The organism is Micromonospora cynarisoli, assembly GCF_030518815.1.
Taxonomy (GTDB): domain Bacteria; phylum Actinomycetota; class Actinomycetes; order Mycobacteriales; family Micromonosporaceae; genus Micromonospora; species Micromonospora wenchangensis.
Map to the genome: position 1 here is coordinate 6,172,509 of NZ_CP130426.1, position 17,037 is coordinate 6,189,545.

At 66.6% G+C, this 17,037-nt stretch carries 15 protein-coding genes and 1 pseudogene; 6 read left to right on the top strand and 10 right to left on the bottom strand.

Features of this window, described 5'->3' with window-relative positions; all coding sequences use genetic code 11:
- Positions 1–163: 163 nt before the first annotated feature.
- The 10 genes and pseudogenes from Q2K16_RS33305 to Q2K16_RS27255 form a co-directional block, all read right to left on the bottom strand.
- A pseudogene (locus Q2K16_RS33305) lies at positions 164–256 on the bottom strand (IS5/IS1182 family transposase); the annotation flags it as partial.
- A gap of 16 nt (positions 257–272) precedes the next feature.
- A complete protein-coding gene (locus Q2K16_RS27220) occupies positions 273–866 on the bottom strand; it encodes a hypothetical protein (protein ID WP_302740982.1) in 594 nt (197 codons plus the stop codon).
- Positions 863–1,348 (bottom strand): GNAT family N-acetyltransferase, encoded by a 486-nt coding sequence (locus tag Q2K16_RS27225; RefSeq protein ID WP_302740983.1) that lies wholly within the window; start codon positions 1,346–1,348, stop codon positions 863–865. Before Q2K16_RS27225 ends, Q2K16_RS27220 begins: the two co-directional genes overlap by 4 nt.
- A 6-nt stretch (positions 1,349–1,354) precedes the next feature.
- Complete coding sequence (locus Q2K16_RS27230; protein ID WP_302740984.1) at positions 1,355–2,374, bottom strand: hypothetical protein; 1,020 nt, start codon at positions 2,372–2,374, stop codon at positions 1,355–1,357.
- Positions 2,371–4,548, bottom strand: a complete 2,178-nt coding sequence (gene yhhB, locus Q2K16_RS27235; protein ID WP_302740985.1) for a cyclophane-forming radical SAM/SPASM peptide maturase YhhB — start codon at positions 4,546–4,548, stop codon at positions 2,371–2,373. The genes Q2K16_RS27230 and yhhB overlap by 4 nt, the downstream gene beginning before the upstream one ends.
- A gap of 30 nt (positions 4,549–4,578) precedes the next feature.
- Positions 4,579–4,806 (bottom strand): YhhA family cyclophane-containing RiPP, encoded by a 228-nt coding sequence (gene yhhA, locus Q2K16_RS33135; RefSeq protein ID WP_368052516.1) that lies wholly within the window; start codon positions 4,804–4,806, stop codon positions 4,579–4,581.
- Between the two features lie 212 nt (positions 4,807–5,018).
- Positions 5,019–8,123, bottom strand: a complete 3,105-nt coding sequence (locus Q2K16_RS27240; protein ID WP_302740986.1) for a C-terminal helicase domain-containing protein — start codon at positions 8,121–8,123, stop codon at positions 5,019–5,021.
- Entirely contained in the window at positions 8,120–9,796 is a 1,677-nt protein-coding gene (locus Q2K16_RS27245) for a phospholipase D family protein (RefSeq protein WP_302740988.1), read from the bottom strand. Before Q2K16_RS27245 ends, Q2K16_RS27240 begins: the two co-directional genes overlap by 4 nt.
- A 61-nt stretch (positions 9,797–9,857) precedes the next feature.
- On the bottom strand, positions 9,858–11,081 hold the full coding sequence (locus Q2K16_RS27250) for a DUF6361 family protein (protein ID WP_302740989.1): 1,224 nt from the start codon (positions 11,079–11,081) through the stop codon (positions 9,858–9,860).
- Positions 11,078–11,848: a DUF429 domain-containing protein gene (locus Q2K16_RS27255; protein WP_302740990.1), complete on the bottom strand. Its 771-nt coding sequence runs from the start codon at positions 11,846–11,848 to the stop codon at positions 11,078–11,080. The genes Q2K16_RS27250 and Q2K16_RS27255 overlap by 4 nt, the downstream gene beginning before the upstream one ends.
- Before the next feature lie 443 nt (positions 11,849–12,291).
- Between Q2K16_RS27255 and Q2K16_RS27260 the strand changes: the two genes are divergently transcribed.
- The 6 genes from Q2K16_RS27260 to Q2K16_RS27285 all read left to right on the top strand — a co-directional run bounded on the left by Q2K16_RS27260 (position 12,292) and on the right by Q2K16_RS27285 (position 16,913).
- Complete coding sequence (locus tag Q2K16_RS27260) at positions 12,292–12,690, top strand: DUF5662 family protein (RefSeq protein WP_302746629.1); 399 nt, start codon at positions 12,292–12,294, stop codon at positions 12,688–12,690.
- 283 nt (positions 12,691–12,973) lie between these two features.
- Positions 12,974–13,501: a DUF6244 family protein gene (locus Q2K16_RS27265; protein WP_302746630.1), complete on the top strand. Its 528-nt coding sequence runs from the start codon at positions 12,974–12,976 to the stop codon at positions 13,499–13,501.
- Between the two features lie 158 nt (positions 13,502–13,659).
- The gene (locus Q2K16_RS27270; RefSeq protein WP_302740991.1) at positions 13,660–14,058 is read left to right on the top strand and encodes a CdiA C-terminal domain-containing protein; all 399 of its coding nucleotides are present in this window, start codon (positions 13,660–13,662) and stop codon (positions 14,056–14,058) included.
- A gap of 10 nt (positions 14,059–14,068) precedes the next feature.
- Positions 14,069–14,521, top strand: a complete 453-nt coding sequence (locus tag Q2K16_RS27275) for a SitI3 family protein (RefSeq protein WP_302740992.1) — start codon at positions 14,069–14,071, stop codon at positions 14,519–14,521.
- Positions 14,522–15,201: 680 nt separating this feature from the next.
- Positions 15,202–15,588: a hypothetical protein gene (locus tag Q2K16_RS27280; protein ID WP_302740993.1), complete on the top strand. Its 387-nt coding sequence runs from the start codon at positions 15,202–15,204 to the stop codon at positions 15,586–15,588.
- Between the two features lie 416 nt (positions 15,589–16,004).
- The gene (locus Q2K16_RS27285; RefSeq protein WP_302740994.1) at positions 16,005–16,913 is read left to right on the top strand and encodes an ImmA/IrrE family metallo-endopeptidase; all 909 of its coding nucleotides are present in this window, start codon (positions 16,005–16,007) and stop codon (positions 16,911–16,913) included.
- Positions 16,914–17,037 lie beyond the last annotated feature (124 nt).

Consider the following 17,037-nt stretch of genomic DNA (forward strand, 5'->3'; position numbering starts at 1 on the left):
ACCTGCCTGCTTCCGAGCCGCCGGCCCGATCCGTCCCAACCGGCGTCCTCGGCCTGGTAAGGGCTCAGCCCGGTAGGGCTCCGGCCCGGTCGAACGCCGCACGGCCGCTGCCCGAGCCCGACGCCACCCGGCGAGCCAAGGCGCGAGTGCGTCCGAGTTGGTGGGACGCCAGCCCGATGGTCTTAGGCCGGGTCAGGGTACCGTCGACGATGGCGATCTGGTCGATCCGGCGTCGGCGGACCGGGGCCAGCACGAGGTCGCTGATGGGCGGATCAGGATGCACCGCCAGTTGTTCTGGTTCGCAGCGTTCTGGCGGCTTGACCCCACGTCCGCCAAGGTTCTGTCGACATGTCCACTTCCGGGATTGCTGTGTCGATACAGCCGATTGCCGCTCGTGCGTCCCGCAGGGCACTCGGGCATCGCGGTGAGCATGCAATGTATGACACCAGGGCAATTCCCGAAGGGTAATCGCGCGGATCGAGTTGTGGGGCCCCTGCGCGGTCGCAGTTCGCACCGAGACGTGCGGCGAGGCGATCAATGTCTTCCTCGCCAGCGGTTGCTGCGGCTCGGGCGCAGCACAGCGGATATCCGAGGAGCAGGCCCAGTTCCAGTGTGTGGTGCTCGGTCCTGCGGTCGACGTCAAGGATGTGTAAGGCGACCTCCGGGAGCGGTGCCGCGACCAGGTACTCCTCGTCGCTGGCGTGCGACCAACCGACCTCTGTGATCACTGCGGCGACGCGCTCGGCCACGGTGTGGTCACCAAGCGGGATGCGGATGGCGGGCTTGCGGTAGGCCAGGATCCCCAGGACATCGACGCGGACGCTGGCCGGCAAGTCGGCCCAGGGCAGGTCGAGCCAGCCGGTCATCGCCGTCGAGTGGGTCGTTTCCAGATCATGATGAGCTGACGAACGGTCTCGTCATGGATGGGCGTGTAGCCAGCGTGGGTCGCGGCGGCCCGGGATGCGAGGTTGGACTTGCGCATGTGGGCGTAGACGATGTCGTGGTCGCTGGCCTCGCTGGCGAGGCGATAGGCGACGCGGCCGACCCCTCGACCTTGCCAGCTCTGGTTCACCTGGATCTGGATGCTGGCGTGCGGGCCGAGCGGCGGCTCGTTGATGACGTTGATGTAGACGCTGCCGGCTCGGGTATCACCGACGAATATGTGCCAGAAGCCGCCGCCGGTTCCGCCGCCTCGCCCCGTGCTGCCGGTCCCCCTGGCGAGGCGAACGTTGTCGGGGTCGACGGCGGGTCGGATGCCGCTGCGGATGCTGGCGGGCGGTGGTGGGGTACGCCGCTGTGTAGGGGCTTTGCGGCGTGGTCGGCTGGCGCCGGACTTGCGTGTGGTCATCGCGGGCTATGCGCCATCAGCGGAGGTGCGGGCGAGTTGCTCGATGAGCGCGTCGCAGACCGGTGCCCATAGCTCGGCGGGGAAGAAGCCGGGGGAGATGCCGATTTCCACGTCCACGATTCTATGCCGGACCGGCGTCAGCGTGGTGACGAGCCGTTCGACGCGCCGCATCACTTGGTCGTAGGTTGGGTCGTGTCTGCGGCTGTGGGTAGCCCAGTCGGAGTCGCCGTTGAAGCGATTGTTGAAAAAGTCAAGATCAATATGAAGCAGGATCGGCCCGTCCTGAATGTCAGCGAGGAGCTTGATCTCGTCGTCTACCACCTGGTAGGTACCCACTGCCTGCTCGGAAGAGGATGATCCGGCACTCGGGATGATCCGTACCGATGGCCTGGGAGTGCCGAGAGCGAGGAGCTCGTCCGCCTCGGTGGCCTGCACAAGCCAGAACCGGCCGACTCGAGTGCGCGCGTAGGCGGTGTCGCACAAGTGGCGAATGTCGACTGACGGCAGGGTGTGCAGGAGCGGAGCGAGGAAGCTACCCATTCCGATGGCGCTGCTGTTGATGGCATCCGCGACCGACCTTGGATCATGCAGGCTCATCGTTTGGCCCGTGATGAGGTCGGCGAACTGCCCATCGCGCAGACCGAGTCTGGGGCACATAAGGTCGTCGTGGTCATCGACATGGATAACGGTGACGTGCGGCGGAAGCCCGTTCTGCCTCGCGAGCCATTGACTCATGGAGAGCAAGGTCCATGCGTCGGAAAGGCTGAGAAACACCCCCCTCTTCCTACGGTAGGCAAACGGAATGTCGGCCACGGTGCAGCCCCACCAGCGGAGCCCCTCATCGAGCCGTGGGTCGATGTAGAACTCTGCTGTGGGCGCGGCATCGACGGTGACTCTCCAGTCGCCGTTGTCGTCCGGCGCGGAGTAAGGCACCCGATCGGCGAAGTAGTCCGTCAGTATCTGGTCTCGATGCGTAGGGTCGGCGGGGAGCCGTTGAGCGGGAATCGAGATTGACTGCGTGTTCACGTTCGGGATCGCTGCTCCAGCACCGCCGTGAGGTGCCTGCCAGCTGGCGTGAGCTGACAGGTGGCCAAGGTCTGCCACGCTTGAGTCAGCCTCTTCTGAGTGGTGGCGATCTGGCTGGCCGCGCGAGTGCGGACGGCGGGATCCGCATGCTGCTCAACGAAGTGCCAGAAGCGTAGCAACTCGACGAAGACCCAGGCGGCGTGCAGGAGACCGCTGGGCGGGCGTGGTTCCTCCCGCCATGGTGAGGCGATCAACGGTCGGTCGACGACCACCAGCTCGACCTCTCGGCTGAGCAGGTAGAGCTTCTGATGGCGGTGTTCATGGATCATGCTGTCGGCGAGATCGTAGACATCGACACCGCCGGTCCGGCTGCCCAGCCCGAGGTAGAGCGCCCCGGGCACAACGTCGTCGCTGAAGGACACCACCTTGTCCGGATGCGCGGAGGTGTCACGGACGAACTGAATCTCCGGGCTGATCAACTTGATCTCGGCGGCCAGCGTGGGATCGTAGTCGGTGATCAACGTGATCGCTTCGGCGACGAGGCGGCGGCCGGGGGCGGCTTCGGTTTCATCTGCGAACACGATGGGCTCGCTGAACGGCACTCGCAGCCACGGGTCGTCTCGGTGGACGGGTACCGGCGCATCGGACGGCTCGTCCATCATCTGAGCCACCGTGGTCGCGTAAGCCGGGTCGAAGGGCACCGGGGTGCCGTCCAAGCGTCGTAACGTGGTGCCTGATCGCTCGTCGTTCCCGACCCGGGTCCACAGCACCACACTGGGCCGGATCGCCACGCGGGCCAGTCGATTGTCATCGGCGTCGGCGAGCACTTGGAGAGCCGTGCGGGCTTCTTTGGTGGATCCACCCAGCGCCAGATGATGTGCGACCAGTGCCCGGATATCCGTTGATGCGGTGCGACGCCAGTCACTCATCAATCTGTCGACGGCAGCCACCGCGGTTGCGGCTTGCTCGAAGGCGTCGACGTCGACCCGGTCGGCCGCTCCTCGGGCTGCACGGCCATCGCGCTGCTTGGAGACGGTGGATGCCATTCGGCGCTCGACGTGCTGGATAAGCGCGAGCATCTCGGCGCAGTAGACTGTGGGATTGTCAAACCCATTGTCGGCGTACCGGTGCGGCACGGAGCCGCCCCCACAGACGTCGACCACGGGGCAGACCCGGCATGTGTGCGAAAGGCCGTCCCTGGTAAGGAGCCGACGGTGCGCGGCCAGCTTCGGCGAGTCTGCCACGTCCGTGATTGACATGCCGATGACGTCCGCACCAAGCGCGGTCTGCCCTGCCTGCGTGATCTTGAGAACGTCGAGGTCATGATAGCTGCCATCAGTCTCGATGGTCAGTAGGCTGACGTCGCCGAACCCGAACGCGTCAGTGCCACTGGGAAGGCCCGCAACCGCCGCGAGTAGCGCGTCGAACGTGCGGACTGCCAGGTGAGGGTATCGGTCGTACCATAGGTCGAACGCCTCGATCAGCCAGTCGCGGTATCGATCTGGCTCGGCGCCGCGGCCCTCAGGCGGGCGTTTGTGGTTGGCGTCTGGCAGGAGCAGGTCAACGGCGGGCAGCGAACGTGTTGCGAAGTAGCCAAGTACATCCTCGGGAGCCACCGCCGGGTCTATGACGGCGATAATGCCAGCGAAGATGTCAGGCCGCTGCTCCAGCCGCCTCATTGCCTCGACGACCGCTGGGAAAGTCGAGCCCCCCGAGGCGGCGAGCCGATGGCGGTCGTTGGCATGCTGCGGCCCGTCGAGCGACAAGGAAACCGCGATCTCGGCAGAACTCAGCATGCGAACGGCGTGATCATCGAGGAGCACGCCATTGGTTTGAACCGAAAAGTCGACTTCCGTCGACTTCGGCAGCCTCGATCGGACGTCCTCGGCGAACGCGGCCAGCGTCGACGCTCCCGCGAGGAGAGGCTCCCCGCCGTGGAAGATGACCAACATCCGATCCAACCCGGCTGCGGTGGCGTACTCGCCGAGCCGTCCGGCGACCCTGCGGCGTGTCTCCGCGCTCATCACGTGGGGCTGGTCTCGCCACCCCTGATCCTTGTGCTCGTACATGTAGCAGTAGTCGCACTTGATGTTGCACCGCGACGCGACCTTGACCAGGAACGACGTGAACTTGATCCCCTGAACGGCAATCACCGGCAAGTTGGGTTCTTTCAAGCTGCCCATAGTGGTTGGACTGCCTGTCTTTCAGGATCGGTTGTGCCGGTGGTGCATACGGTCATAGCTTGTGATCTGCTGACCCTCCGAGTTGACCATCCTCTGATGTAGCCGGGCGAGGGCCGGGTGCTCGGGCAGGTGCTCGCGCAACTCCTCGGCCAAGCCTCCCTGCGTGGCAACGGGCGTAGCGGTCTCAGGAGCCATCGTGTCCCTCACGATCTGATTTTCGACGATGCGGGAAAAGGTCGACGGCACCATGATGCCCGATCAAGGTGTTCAAGCGGAAGGGTCTGATCAATGGGAGTGCTGTGGTGATCGATTCAGTGGGCCATCGACGTCGGTGGTCTACTCGGCTGTCGTCTTCACGACACTCTGATCGACAGTATCGGTGACAGTCACCGGAATTTGATCCAGTCGTCTCTGGATATTCGCTCCTCACGGCGGCCGCCGAGGACCGCGGATTGAGTCGCTCATGGTGCCTTTGCCGAAGCGCGGCCCTTGCGAGACGCGGCAGGGCGTAGGTTCAGGACCTCGGTCGCGTCGGTGGTGTGGCGTCGGAGCAGGTTGAGGAGGTCTTCCTGCCTGGGTTGGCCGAACGCCAGCCGGTACACCGCCAGGTCCGACTTGAGTCGGTCGAGTTTTGTCCGGTCGCGGCTGAGTGGGTACGGCAGGACGTGTCGTTCGATCTTCGCCGGCCCGGGGAACACCCAGTACGGAGCGAAGTCGCCAAGCTCTCCAGAAACTGCTCGTGCCGCGTCGTAGAGGGCTTTCCACACGTCCGGTTCGGGGGAGCGCAGGGCTTCGGCGCGGTGAGCGGCGGCCATGTTGCGGCGTACGGCGTGTCCGCCGAAGCGGTGGACGCGGCCTTCGCGTTGTTCGAAGTCGACGGGGTTGGCGGGGGTGTTCCAGTGCACGACGGCGGAGCACCACTGGTGGAAGTCGATGCCTTCCTGGCCGGCGCTGGTGGTGGCGACGATGAACGGCCAGAAGGGGCTGTTGAAGGCTCGGCGTACGACTGCTTTGCGGTCGGCTTGGGCTTGTTCTTCGCCGCGGCCGCCGTAGCGCAGCGCGAACCGGCCGGGCAGTTTGATCCGCTCGGCGGGGTGGTGCGGGTCGAACGCTTCGTACGTTGACGGTCGGCTGGCGATCGCCTGCCGTGCCTCGTCGGCGAGTCGGCAGAGGCTCTCGTCGTCGAGGCGGGTGTCGGCGGTGCCGCTGCGTAGGGTGTGCAGGTGCTCGTCGAGGACGGCCTGTAGATCACCGGCGGCGCAGTAGCGCAGTACCGCCTGCCAGTAGACCGGGCCCATGGACAGGCTGTCGAGCAGTTGGGCGGATTCAGGCCGGTTGAACAGGGACCGCAGCCCGTTGGCCAGTATCGCCGCGGCGCGCCAGTGCCCTGCGGAGGTGACCGCGTCGTCGGGGTGGATCAGTCGGGACAGTGCCCGCCAGGCGATGTTGCCTGGCCCGTGCATGCCGATCGCCGCGACGCTGTCGAGTAGACCGTGGAGGTGGTCTGTTGCCGGGTAGTGGGCGTTGCTGGCCAGCTCACGGGCTCGTTCCACGTGCCGGTCCAGGCCGGTGGCTGTTGCGTCTTCGTCGGCGGAGGTACCCAGGGCGGCAGCGGCGTCGTCGCAGCCGGGGTCGGCGCCGGGCCACCGGAAGACCAGTTCCCACGGTTCGGCGGGGGTCGCGTCGGTGGCCGGCGTATCGGTGGAAGCGCGAGCGAGCAGCCGCTCCCGCACCTCGCGTTCGAACACGGCCAGCGGCGCGGTCTCGTCCGGTCGCTGCCGGGCCAGGGCCAGCGGGTCGCACAGTGTCGCCAGGGCGGGATGGGGCCAGAAGAGTGCCAGGGCGCTCATGGCGGCTGGGCGGTTGTGTTCGGTGCGGTAGTCGAGGTGCCGGCTTTCCTTTCCGTGGCCGCCGAGCCGGCGTTCGGCCTCGTAGCTGAGTAGTCCAGCCACCGCGGTGGGGGTGGCGTTCCAGGAGGAGAACAGCAGCCGCTTGGTGATGCCCTCGGCCGCTGCGGTGGCGAACGGTTCGTCGAGGGTGTGGTACGGCAGGGACGGGGGCAGCCACAGCAGTTGCCACCAGCCCCGGTCGACGGTGTCCGCGGCGAGTCGCCGTAGGCGGCCGTTGCCGAGATCGACGGGTTCTCGTTGGTTGATCGTGTCGGCGTCGAGTAGTTGCGCGGTGGCCAGCAGCGCGGTGACTTCGGGGTCCGGCTTGCCGTCGAGTGCTTTTCGGACCTTGTCGCCGAGTTGGTAGCCGTCGAGGAAGTTCAGGAAGTAGGGGGCGGACTTCCAGTACTCGACCGACATCCGTGCGTCGACGGCGTCGGCGACCCGGCGCATCGCCACGTAGCCGCGCACGTCACGGGTGTCGAGGTCGTCGGCGAGGTCGAGGTGTTCGCTCAGCATCCCGTCCTGGCCCAGCGCGGGCCGTTCGGTGCGGCACATGACCCGCAACAACAGGGCGCGCAGCCGGTCGAGCAGGTCGCTGCAGGGCTCGCCGCGGACCAGGGCGTCCCGGTACGCCTCGAAGGTCTTCGTCACGTCGGCGTGCCAGGACTCGTCGTCGGTGAGGAAGCGCAGGACCTGCCGGAAGTCGCGGTAGTGGTCCTCGCCGGCGCCGGCTTCCTCGGCGAAGGTGAATGGTTTGTACGGGGTGGCCGACAGCAGCAGCACCCGGGTGGCTCGATGGTCGAACAGGTGCCGGGCGAGTTCGGCGCTGTCGCCACCGTCCGGGTCGAGGAGCTCCCGGAACCGCTGGAACTCGTCGAGGATGACCAGGTCCGGGTCGAGGACCTCGACGCCGGCGGTGGCCAACGCCGTTCGCAGGGCACCGGTGAGCTTGCGGGCCTTCTCCCGCAGCGCGTCGGGCAGGGCGGGGCGTCGACCGATGCCGTCGAGTAGCGCGTCGAACTCGTCGAGCAGGCCGCCGTGGCGGGCACGACGCAGGAACCCCTCGGCGATCGTCGGGTCGATCTCTCCTTCGAGCTGTTCCCAGAGCCGGTTGCACTGATCCTCGAACTTCTCAGGGGTGGCGACGGTCGCCTGCAACGCGCGCAGCGCGGCTCGGGTTCGCCAGCCGCCCCACGAGTGGGCCTGTTCGAGGAGCAGGAGGATCAGCGCCCGCTCCTCTGCGGCACCGGTTAGCCGGCCCTGGTCGAAGGAGGTGCCCGGGGTGAACGCGATCAGATTGATCGGCTTGCCGGTGGTGGCGGTCGCGGCGTTGAGCTTGTGTGCGTGCTTGGCGAGCAGGGTGAGCCGGCTGGACAGGGTGACGGTCTTGTCGGCGGTGACCCGCAGCCGGTCGATGTTCTGCCGGGCGACGTCCTGGTTGGAGCAGACGTAGATGACGTCGACCCGTTCCACGCTGTCGTCGTCCTGCAGCCGTTGCAGGGTCTGGGCGATGACGCCCCGGGCGACGACGCTCTTGCCGAGTCCGGTCTCGTCGGCGACGAGGAACCGGCGGGTCGGGTCGGCACCGAAGTACCGGTCGACGACATGCGCGACGGTGGCGCGCTGGAAGTCCTTCAGGCCGGCCATGACCGGCCCCGCGTCGTACCGCTTCACCGGCCCACCGCCTCTGCCTTCGCGTCCCGTGCCTGGTCGATGACCCGCCACAGCTCGGTGAATCCGGGCGGCAGCAGCCGTCTGCTGTCGCCGTCGGCTTCGATACGGGCGACCAACCGGGCCAGGTCGTCGAGCTGCTCCGGGCGGTCCACGAGAGCGTTGAGCAGCAGTTCGAGGATGCCGGTGCCGCCGGTACGCCAGATGCCCTGCCCGCCGGCGTCGCCGCTCACGGCGGCGGTAGCTTCGGTGCCGAGTCCGAGCATCAACAGCAGGAACCGCAGGAACTTCTCCGGTGTATCGATCTGCTGGGCGAGGACGTGGTCGAGCCGGTGGGCGGGGTCACCGATCAGGGTGGCGAGGACGACGGTCTGCTCCCGGCCCGTACGGTCTTCGGCGACCACCAGGACGAACGGGGTGATGTCGGCCAACGCGAGCCCGGCGAACACCGCGGACACCCGCTGGCCCGGAACCAGCGGCACAGCCTCCCCACGGCGGGTGTGCAACTGCGCGGTGATCCGTACACCCGTCACCTCAGGAACGGCTTCCTGCGAGTCGAGCCGGGACTCGTAGCCGCCGGCTGAGGTCGTGACGGTGGCCGACATGGGTATGGCGGCGATGTCACGGATGAGATCGCGTAGCAAACCGGTGTCGGGTTCCTGCTCGGTGACGTCCTGGCGTTCGTGCCGCTCGAGGATCTCCCGGAAACCCGCGTCGGGACCGAGGAGGGCGTTGATCCCCCACCGTTTCCGGCTGCCGACCAGCTCCACCAGCAACTCGACGTTGCCGCCGAACGCCGCGTCGGTGGCGTTCGCCGAGCCGAGCAGGACCCGCGCCTGGTGGCCCTTCTCCACCACGTACACCTTCGCGTGCAACCCGTGCAGCACCTCCTGACCCGGCGGCGCCTCCTCGGCTGGCAGACCGGCCAAGGCGCTGACCACGAATGCCTCGGAACCGGCCAGGCTCCCCTCGGGCAGACGGTCGAGCGCCCCCTGCCGGCTCACCACCGACAGCGCCCCGCTGGGTGCGCACCGGTTCAGGCCACCCGGCGTGCAGAACGGCGAGATGACCAGGTGACGAGTCCCCGCGAATTCCGGCGGGCGCCTACCAGGCACCCCGAAGGCATGGAAGACCATGTCTCGGGCAGCTTCAGGTCGTTCCCAATCGGCGCGACGCAGGTCCTCGCACAGCGCCTCGATCGCCGCGTGCCGGGCGGCCGGTAGCGGCGTGACCGCCAGCCGCGCCGCATGCCGCAGAAGGTCGACCAGAGGCCGGTTGTCCTTCCTCGGGCGGGTGCCTGGCACGCCATCCAACCGAAGGCACACGTCCCAGCTACGATCCTTGGTCAGATTGCGGCTGAGCACCAGCAGCCGCAGCGACACCTCTCCGGTCGTGTCGTCGAGGAACCGCAGCGCCCACAGCTTGGGGTGGAACAGGTGACCCGGCTTGGGCCGGTGCACCTGGTGCACCATCGGCTCGACGAACGCCAACAGCGCCGACGCCCCTGACGGCACCACGATCTGCCCCGCCTGACAGAACACGTCGATCCGGTCCGCGCAGCGCCGTACACCCTCCATGACCGCGATCGGGTCCGCCGACTCCCGCAGGCCATGCGCGGCGAACGCCAACGGTGCGACCAGCAGACTCTCCAGATCCAGGGTGAACGTCAACGCCACGGCTCGGCACAACCGCGCCCCCGGAGGTGGGCGCAATGAGTCGAGCAACAGCGCGCGGGAGTCAGGCGCGAGCATCGGCAGCCTCCGAAGGACCCGCAGCGCAACCGTCGTGGATGTCGGCAAGGATCCGGCGAACCTGCGGCCAACGAAACACCAGCCGCCGACTGCCCGACGCGCCACTCCACGTACGCAACAACTTGTCGTTGACCAACCGCGACTGGCCCTTCTTCACCGAACGCTCCCGCTCGCTGACGAGGCCCCGCAAGGTCGAGTCGCCGGCGGCATCGCCAGCAGCCCCACTGGTCACCGAGTCGAGCCACCGCTCGATGAACTGCCGGGCCTTGACGTTCGTGCTGATCCGCGGATTCCTCTCGATCAGCCGCGTCCACATCCCCGACCTATCCCAGCCCTTGAGGCCCGGCTCCGCCGGCACCCGCCCGCTCCATTCCGACAGCCTGTGGCGGTAGCGAGCCGCCGGCTCCTCATGCTCGGACAGGCCCGCCCGCTCGTACCGCTCGGCGACGAGCAGGTTGTACAACAACGCCGCACCATGCATCGCCAGCGAGAAGCGCTGCGCGTCCCGAACCAGGGAACCGATCGGCTCCGGCGCGGCCAGCGCCACCGGCTCATCCCACGGCGCATCACCCTCCGACCCAGGGCGATGCGCGGGATCGAGCAGGTACGCCAGCAGGGTGCCAGGCACCGCGTCGATGATCCGCTCGCGCAGCCAACGAGCCTCGTCCGGGTGTAACCTCAGCCCACCCTCGACCTCCTGCGGAAAGTTCGCCGGTGCCCCGGGCAGGGTCGGATGCCAACTGCCGCGCGACCGGTCGGTCAGCTCGTCAGCCTCGGCCAGCCGTCGGTCCGGTGCCGTGTCATCCGCACCGCTGCGGATGCCGTACTCCTGAAGAGCAACGGCGTAGATGTTCGAGGGCAGGGTGCGAACCCCGACCCCGGCACGCCTGCCGATCATGCCCTCCGTGTCTTCTCCGCGCAGCAGAGCGGCGATCACCTTCCGCTCGTTGCGGTCGACCCGCGCGGCGAGACGGTCACCACGTAGCCCACGCTTTTGCGCCTCCTGGTAGCACCAGGGCACGATCAACAGGTACCGTGCCCGGTTCTGCAGGACCGACGTGCCGGGAAACAGCAGGTCGCTGAACGCGTCACGGACCTGACCGATGCCCAGCTCGTCCCGGCTCTCCGTGTCGCTGAAGAGTTTGAGCAACTCGCGCATGCGTTGCTGATCCTCGCGAGAAGTGTCCAGCCAACTCAGCCTCGAGGTCATGAACGCCTCTCGCCTGCTCCGGTGCCGTCGACAAGGTCGCTGAGCGGCCCCGTGGGCAGGGCGATCCAGCCCTCGACCCCTGCGACCTGCCGCTGCTCGTCGTCGGGCCGGGTCGCCCTGCCTATGGCGGCGGCACGTGCGTTGAGGGCCGCGACGACCGCGTCGAAGGCGTCGTGGCTGTGGCGACACAGCGCCTCGGAAGCGCCCAGCTCGAGCCAGGGTGCGGCCGCGCAGAGCGCGGTCACGAGGTCGGCATGCTGCGTCTTCTGGCCCCGTCCCTTGTAACCCCGGTACGTCAGCCCCCAGCGGCAGAGGGCAGCGGCCGGGTACACCTCGACGATCTTGCCGTCGCCGCACCGGTCGACGTCATGGCCGGCGGCGACCAGCATCGTCAACAGCCCGGCGCACCGGAAAGCGGCATGAGCGATGCGGTCCGCAGCGACGCTGAGCGGAATGATGCCGGCCGTCTCGCGTACCACCTCGTCGGTCAACCGGTAGGCCAGACGACGCCGCCACCGTGCGGCATCGCCGTCGTCGACGGAGACGTGTCCGGACCGGTGGGCGGTGACGAGCGCGACGAAGGGTTCGGGCCAGCCGAGTGGGCAGTCCAGCCCGACATTGTCCGCGTCCTGGCTGGCCTTGACGATCTGGGCGTCACCAACGTCGAGGACCAGGTTTCGCACCACTGCGCGGTCCGACAGCCATTCGATGGTCGCCATCGCCGTACGTTTGTCCGCCGCTGCGAGGTCGACGCCGAGGGTCAGCACCGCAACACTCTAGGTGCCGGCCAAGCGTCGAGACATGGCTCGACCGACCGTCGTTGTAGGACGTTCAGGTACGCGTGCCCCCCGGATCGGCGAGTGAGAGTGGCCCGGTCCGTGTGAGTGATTCTGCGCGAGCATGGCCAGGGCCTACCGTGAGTCCGTGGCCAACTGGCTGTTGATGATCCATGCGGTGTCTCCGTGGGTGCTCGGGCGCGATGGGACGACGCCAGCGCGCGATGGACTGGGCCGGACGCCGTCCCGTGAAGCTGGGGCCTGACCGTGAACAGATGCACTCACGTCACCCCGTTGGATCAGACAATTCAACCAAGATCAACCTCATCCGCACCACCCGACCCCGGAGGACACCGTGACCTACGACAGCCGCCCCGACACCCTTATCCACAGCCTCCGCGTCGGCACCCTCGGGCGCCCCGATCAAGGAACTGATCGCCCGGTCCACCCAGCACGACCTGTCCAAGCTTGAGCCGCCCGAGGTGGAGACGTACGACGAGTACGTGCCGAAGCTCCAGGCGGCCGTGTACGGCAGCGACGAGTACCGAGCCTGTCTTGCGGCGATGGGCGACGGCCTCGCTCACCACTACGCGCACAAGGCGCATCACCCGGAACACCACGACCGTGGCATTAACGGGATGACTCTCGTGGACCTGATCAAGATGCTGGCCGACTGGCGAGCCGCGTCCGAACGGCGCGGCAGCGACCTCGCCGACAGCATGCCGAAGAGTTTCGAGCGGTTCGGCATCGACGCGCAACTCGCCGAAATCCTGACCAGCACGGCCCGGCACTTCGGCTGGATCGCCGACGAAACCATCCGCACCGATCGATAGGACCGCCGCGACCCGCCCGCTGCATCTGCAGGCCACCCGCACCGCCTGAGCCCTCCACACCGGCCCGCCAAGCGCTCGACGCTCACGTCGGCCGGGAGGCCCCGTCGCGCCCGCAGTGGTCGCGTGAACTGCGAGCCGGTGCTCGGTGGGTGCTCGTAGCCGTTGGACCGGTTGGCGTCGCCGGCATCGCCTACTGCTGTGCGGCGTCTGGTGACGTCGGTGCCGTGCCGGTAGGTTCAATCTCCTGAGAGGCTCTCGTCGTCAGGTGGAGGAAGCCGGCAGCGTGTCGCACGTCGAAAAGATCACTGCAGAGCTGCGTACGCTGGCCGCCGGGGTCGAACGCGCGCAGGGTCTGGCTGCCGCTGCTGAGCAGCAGGCGGAGGAGATCGGGCTGCGGGCTGCGGGTGCCGGGTTCGCTGCGGTCGCTGCGGGTGTGGCGCGGATTCGCGGGGCCATCGCCACTGTCCGGGGCGGACTGGGCGGTCTCGCCGGTGCCGTCGGTGATGCCACGAAGGCGACCGCTGGTGTCCCTCGGCAGGGCAGTCCGGGGGAGACAGTCAACGGTTTGGCTCCGGCGCAGAGTGCGGTCGACGGCATCCGCGACCAGACGGCCGCCACGATCACGCACATCGGTGAGGCGCAGCAGCTTGTCGTCGCGGTTCTGCAGGGTGGGCAGCCAGGGCCGCTCCTCCAGGCGCTGGAGAGCGTCAAACAGGTGCTTGTCGTGCTGGTCCAGCGCACCGCTACCACCCGCCAGGTGGTTGACGTGGCGATCGCCGAGGCGCGACAGCTGGGGTCCTCGGGAAACTGAGCGGGGCTGGCGGTGTCGTACCGGCCAGCCCTGCCTCAGTTTCCACACCGTCTGCCGGCGCGGGTGTGACGACGCCGTGGACGCGCAGGCCCACCGGAGAGCGCGGCGGCTCGCCTACCGGTCGGCGTACCCGGATTCCTCCGAAGGAGGACGAACGCGTGCGGCGCTCCCTGGAGCTGGAGAACGAATGCGCCGATACCGTCGCCGCTGAGGGATACCTGCTCCACCAGAACCCGACCAGGCAGGAGGTCGCTGACGCCCGGCTCGGTACCGGTGATTCCGGTAAACCGGGCAAGGATCCCGACTATCTGATCGAGGGACATGTCTTCGACTGCTACTCCCCGACGCCGGCGAAGAGCGTGCGAGGCGTGTGGAGCGGGGTTGCCGACAAGATCGCCAGTGAGCAGACCCAACGGGTGGTGGTCAACCTCCACGACTGGCGCGGCGATCTCGCGGCGTTGCAGAAGCAGTTCGACGACTGGCCGATCGCAGGGTTGAAGGAACTGGTGGCGGTGACGCGCAGCGGGGCGATAATCCAGATCCTGCGACGAGACTGAAGGGCTATACATGGCGACCGAGTACCGCTTGACGCTGGCCGGCGATGTTCCTCTCGATGTGCTGGCCGGCGTCGTCGCTCCGGAGGGTGTCGAGGAGTCGGCGGTAGATGGCAGGCCCCGGGTGTTGAGTGCGGACCTCAGTGATCGGTGTGGTTACACGGTGAGCATCTACGCCGGTTCCCATGGCTACTTCGAGGCCGAGGATGGTGACGGCTCGGTGTGGGAGTGGGAACCGGAGCGGTACGTCACCATCGGCTTCCGACTGGGTAAGGGCGAATCCTCCGACCGGGCGACGCGGGAGATGCTGGCGTCTGTGGCCCGGGTACTGGGCGAGCGGGCGGAGGACGCCGCGCTGATCCTCGACGCCGACTGGCTGCTGCTGACCCGCTTCTCGGGAAACCTGTGCAGGCACTCGCCGAGTTGGTGGGGCGTTCACGGCGGGGAAGACCTTGTCGGGCGATGAGTGGCATGGAGCCGGTCGTTGCCGATTACGCTGCTGGCGAGGGGGACTTCGGTGGGTTCGCGTGCAGGGGAACCTCCATCACCCGGTGGTGCCGCCCGGCGCCGTGGGGCGGCAGGGGTTCACCACGATGAGGGCGAGGAGCCGCCGGCTCAGTCCCTTGATGGCTGTCCAGCGGATGGGTGGGCCTGTATGGCAGTCCGCATAGGGCTTTTGTGCGCCCAGGCTCGGTCCGCGGGATCATGGACCATTACCCTATGTCTTGAGGCGGGATCGGCTCTGGAGCGACCATTTCGTAGGGGATGAGGTTGCTGATGGGCATGCCGAACCACCTCGCCAAGCGCCTCACTGCCGAACCCCCCCAAGCCCCTAAAGCCCCTAAAGCCCCAAAGCATGCGAAGTGTGTGAATCGGACGTCCTCTGAGAGGTCACCGTTGGTCGTGAGTCGACTGGGCGTCAAGAGTCGTTCGATCCCGTTCGGATGCCGACCGGCAGTCGTGGCCGCTGATCTGCTCAGATGCGAGACTTCCACAGAGGTGGAGTGCCCGATCTAGACGAGGTGGCCTTCTGGCGGACGCTGCCCGCATGAAGTTCGTGGAAGCGGCCGATGTTCTTGCGGTGCGCTTCAACGGCACAGGTAGGCAGGGTTCGCATCATCGGCGCTTCCAAGCCATACTGAGGACATGCGTGCCACACGGCGGCGTCGACCACTAAGAAGATCTCTTGCGAGTCCTCCCGCGGAGGTTGAGCTTGCCCGACTCGCCGAGAACGTCCGATATGTGGGCAGCAGCGAGCATAAGAGTTACCCCTCATTTGCCGGACAGCCACGGCTACGCGCAGATGCGAGCAAGTGCGATCCGCGCCTAGCAGACCCAGAGGAGCTAACCGCGTGGCTGCAGGCCGCCATAGCAGCAGGCAATGTCGGCGAGCCTTGGGAAGGTAGCTACCCCCGCTATGTCTGGCATCGCGAGTCCGAGGTTGTCTACGAGGGTAGGCTGGTAAACCAGGAGCTCGGCCAGTACAAGGGCTACCCCCTCGAGCCGGATCAGTACCCAGAGGGGTTGAAATGAGCGAGTATCAAGATATTGAAATACGGTGGGAGTGGCTGGCGGCGCCGAGTGTCAAGGCCGCCGAGCTAAGAGCAACGTGGGCTCGTCTTGAGATTCATGTCGGCGGCGAAACGCTGACTTTGGTCGAGGACAAGGAGTCTGGCAGCTCCCGCAGGTCAATCTACTGCTCTTTGTACCCTCTGGCTGAGTGGATCGCCTTTAACTGGTGGTTCCTAAGGGCTCACTCCAGGCCGGCGTCCACCCTGTCGAAGAGCCGCTCTTATGCGCGGTCGGCCTCAGACCGCTTTCTTCAGCGACAGCGACACAACGTCCGAAGCGCAGGCGACGGATTCCTCTGGCCCAATCTATTCATACTTCCCGAAGGGGGTACGACGCGCCTCGTTTGGCGTGCAGACCCTCCGGATGTCGCTAGCCAAGTGATTCGATTCCTTACCAGCGGCGAAGTTGTTATTGAAAGCTCTCTGTTGCAGCAACGCCTTACCGACTTCGTTGAGGTAGTAGTCTCGCGGCTTGCTGAGACGGGAATCCGGGACACGCAACTTCAAGTTGAATGGGCGGCCATTCAGAGCACGGAACCGCAAGAGGCAGCCTTCTGTCTGACTTCCGCACGTCTAGGCCTTGACCCCTATTCAGAAGCGGATAAGTACGAGGCAGATATTCTCCAAGCAGCAGATCAATTGGATGATCAGTTGCTGGACGATTTCATGGATGTGGTGCAGCCAGACAAAATTTCGGTAGCCCTAGAGTGGGTAGCTGCTGCGCAAGAGGACATTCGGAGGCTTACCGCCCCAGCCGCCGATGAAGTAGAGGCGCTCAGATCCGAGTTGTCCCCGAGCCCCGACTGGTCCCACCTTCGCCCTTGGGAGAGAGGGTGGGCGCAAGCGCGTCGGGTGCGAGGAACTCTTGGGATCGATGCGGCGGATCCGTTTGAGCTGCAAGGTATTCTCCGGGCCTCCGCTCGTGCAGTCCCCCCGAGAGGGCTGCAGGCACTTGGTGGCAAGGACCCCGACACGCCTGCGTTGGTCATCGTCGGAAATCATCAGCCCGAGGCAGCAAGGCGATTCACCATTGCGAGAGCGCTGTGGCATCTACTTTGGCAAAGTGAATCCCGGTTCTTGGTTACAACGGCCTATACGGACCTGCAGAAGGTGGAGCGGGCGTTCGCGGCCGAGCTGCTCGCGCCTGCGGAGGGAATCGCCGGACAACTTTCCGTTGACTCCATTCATTTAGGGGTTGAGGAGCGTGAGATAGAGGAACTTGCGAGGAAGTATCAGGTTTCTCCGATGATTGTGCAACATCAGCTTGACAACCAAATCTTGCGGTGACCGCTTACCATCCGCAACAGCTTCCACACGTCTCCGAACTCAAGTTCTTTCGGCGTCTCGTGGGGGTGCTCCGTGGGTGCTCCGGCGCGATGGACGGGCCGGCATACTATGGACTTGGCCGGAC

Excerpts from the sequence above, each read along its gene's own strand:
- Q2K16_RS27220 (WP_302740982.1), bottom strand. The coding sequence starts at position 866 with ATGACCGGCTGGCTCGACCTGCCCTGGGCCGACTTGCCGGCCAGCGTC.
- Q2K16_RS27250 (WP_302740989.1), bottom strand. The coding sequence starts at position 11,081 with ATGACCTCGAGGCTGAGTTGGCTGGACACTTCTCGCGAGGATCAGCAA.
- yhhA (WP_368052516.1), bottom strand. The coding sequence starts at position 4,806 with ATGGTGCCGTCGACCTTTTCCCGCATCGTCGAAAATCAGATCGTGAGG.
- Q2K16_RS27280 (WP_302740993.1), top strand. The coding sequence starts at position 15,202 with ATGCGTGCCACACGGCGGCGTCGACCACTAAGAAGATCTCTTGCGAGT.
- Q2K16_RS27275 (WP_302740992.1), top strand. The coding sequence starts at position 14,069 with ATGGCGACCGAGTACCGCTTGACGCTGGCCGGCGATGTTCCTCTCGAT.
- Q2K16_RS27225 (WP_302740983.1), bottom strand. The coding sequence starts at position 1,348 with ATGACCACACGCAAGTCCGGCGCCAGCCGACCACGCCGCAAAGCCCCT.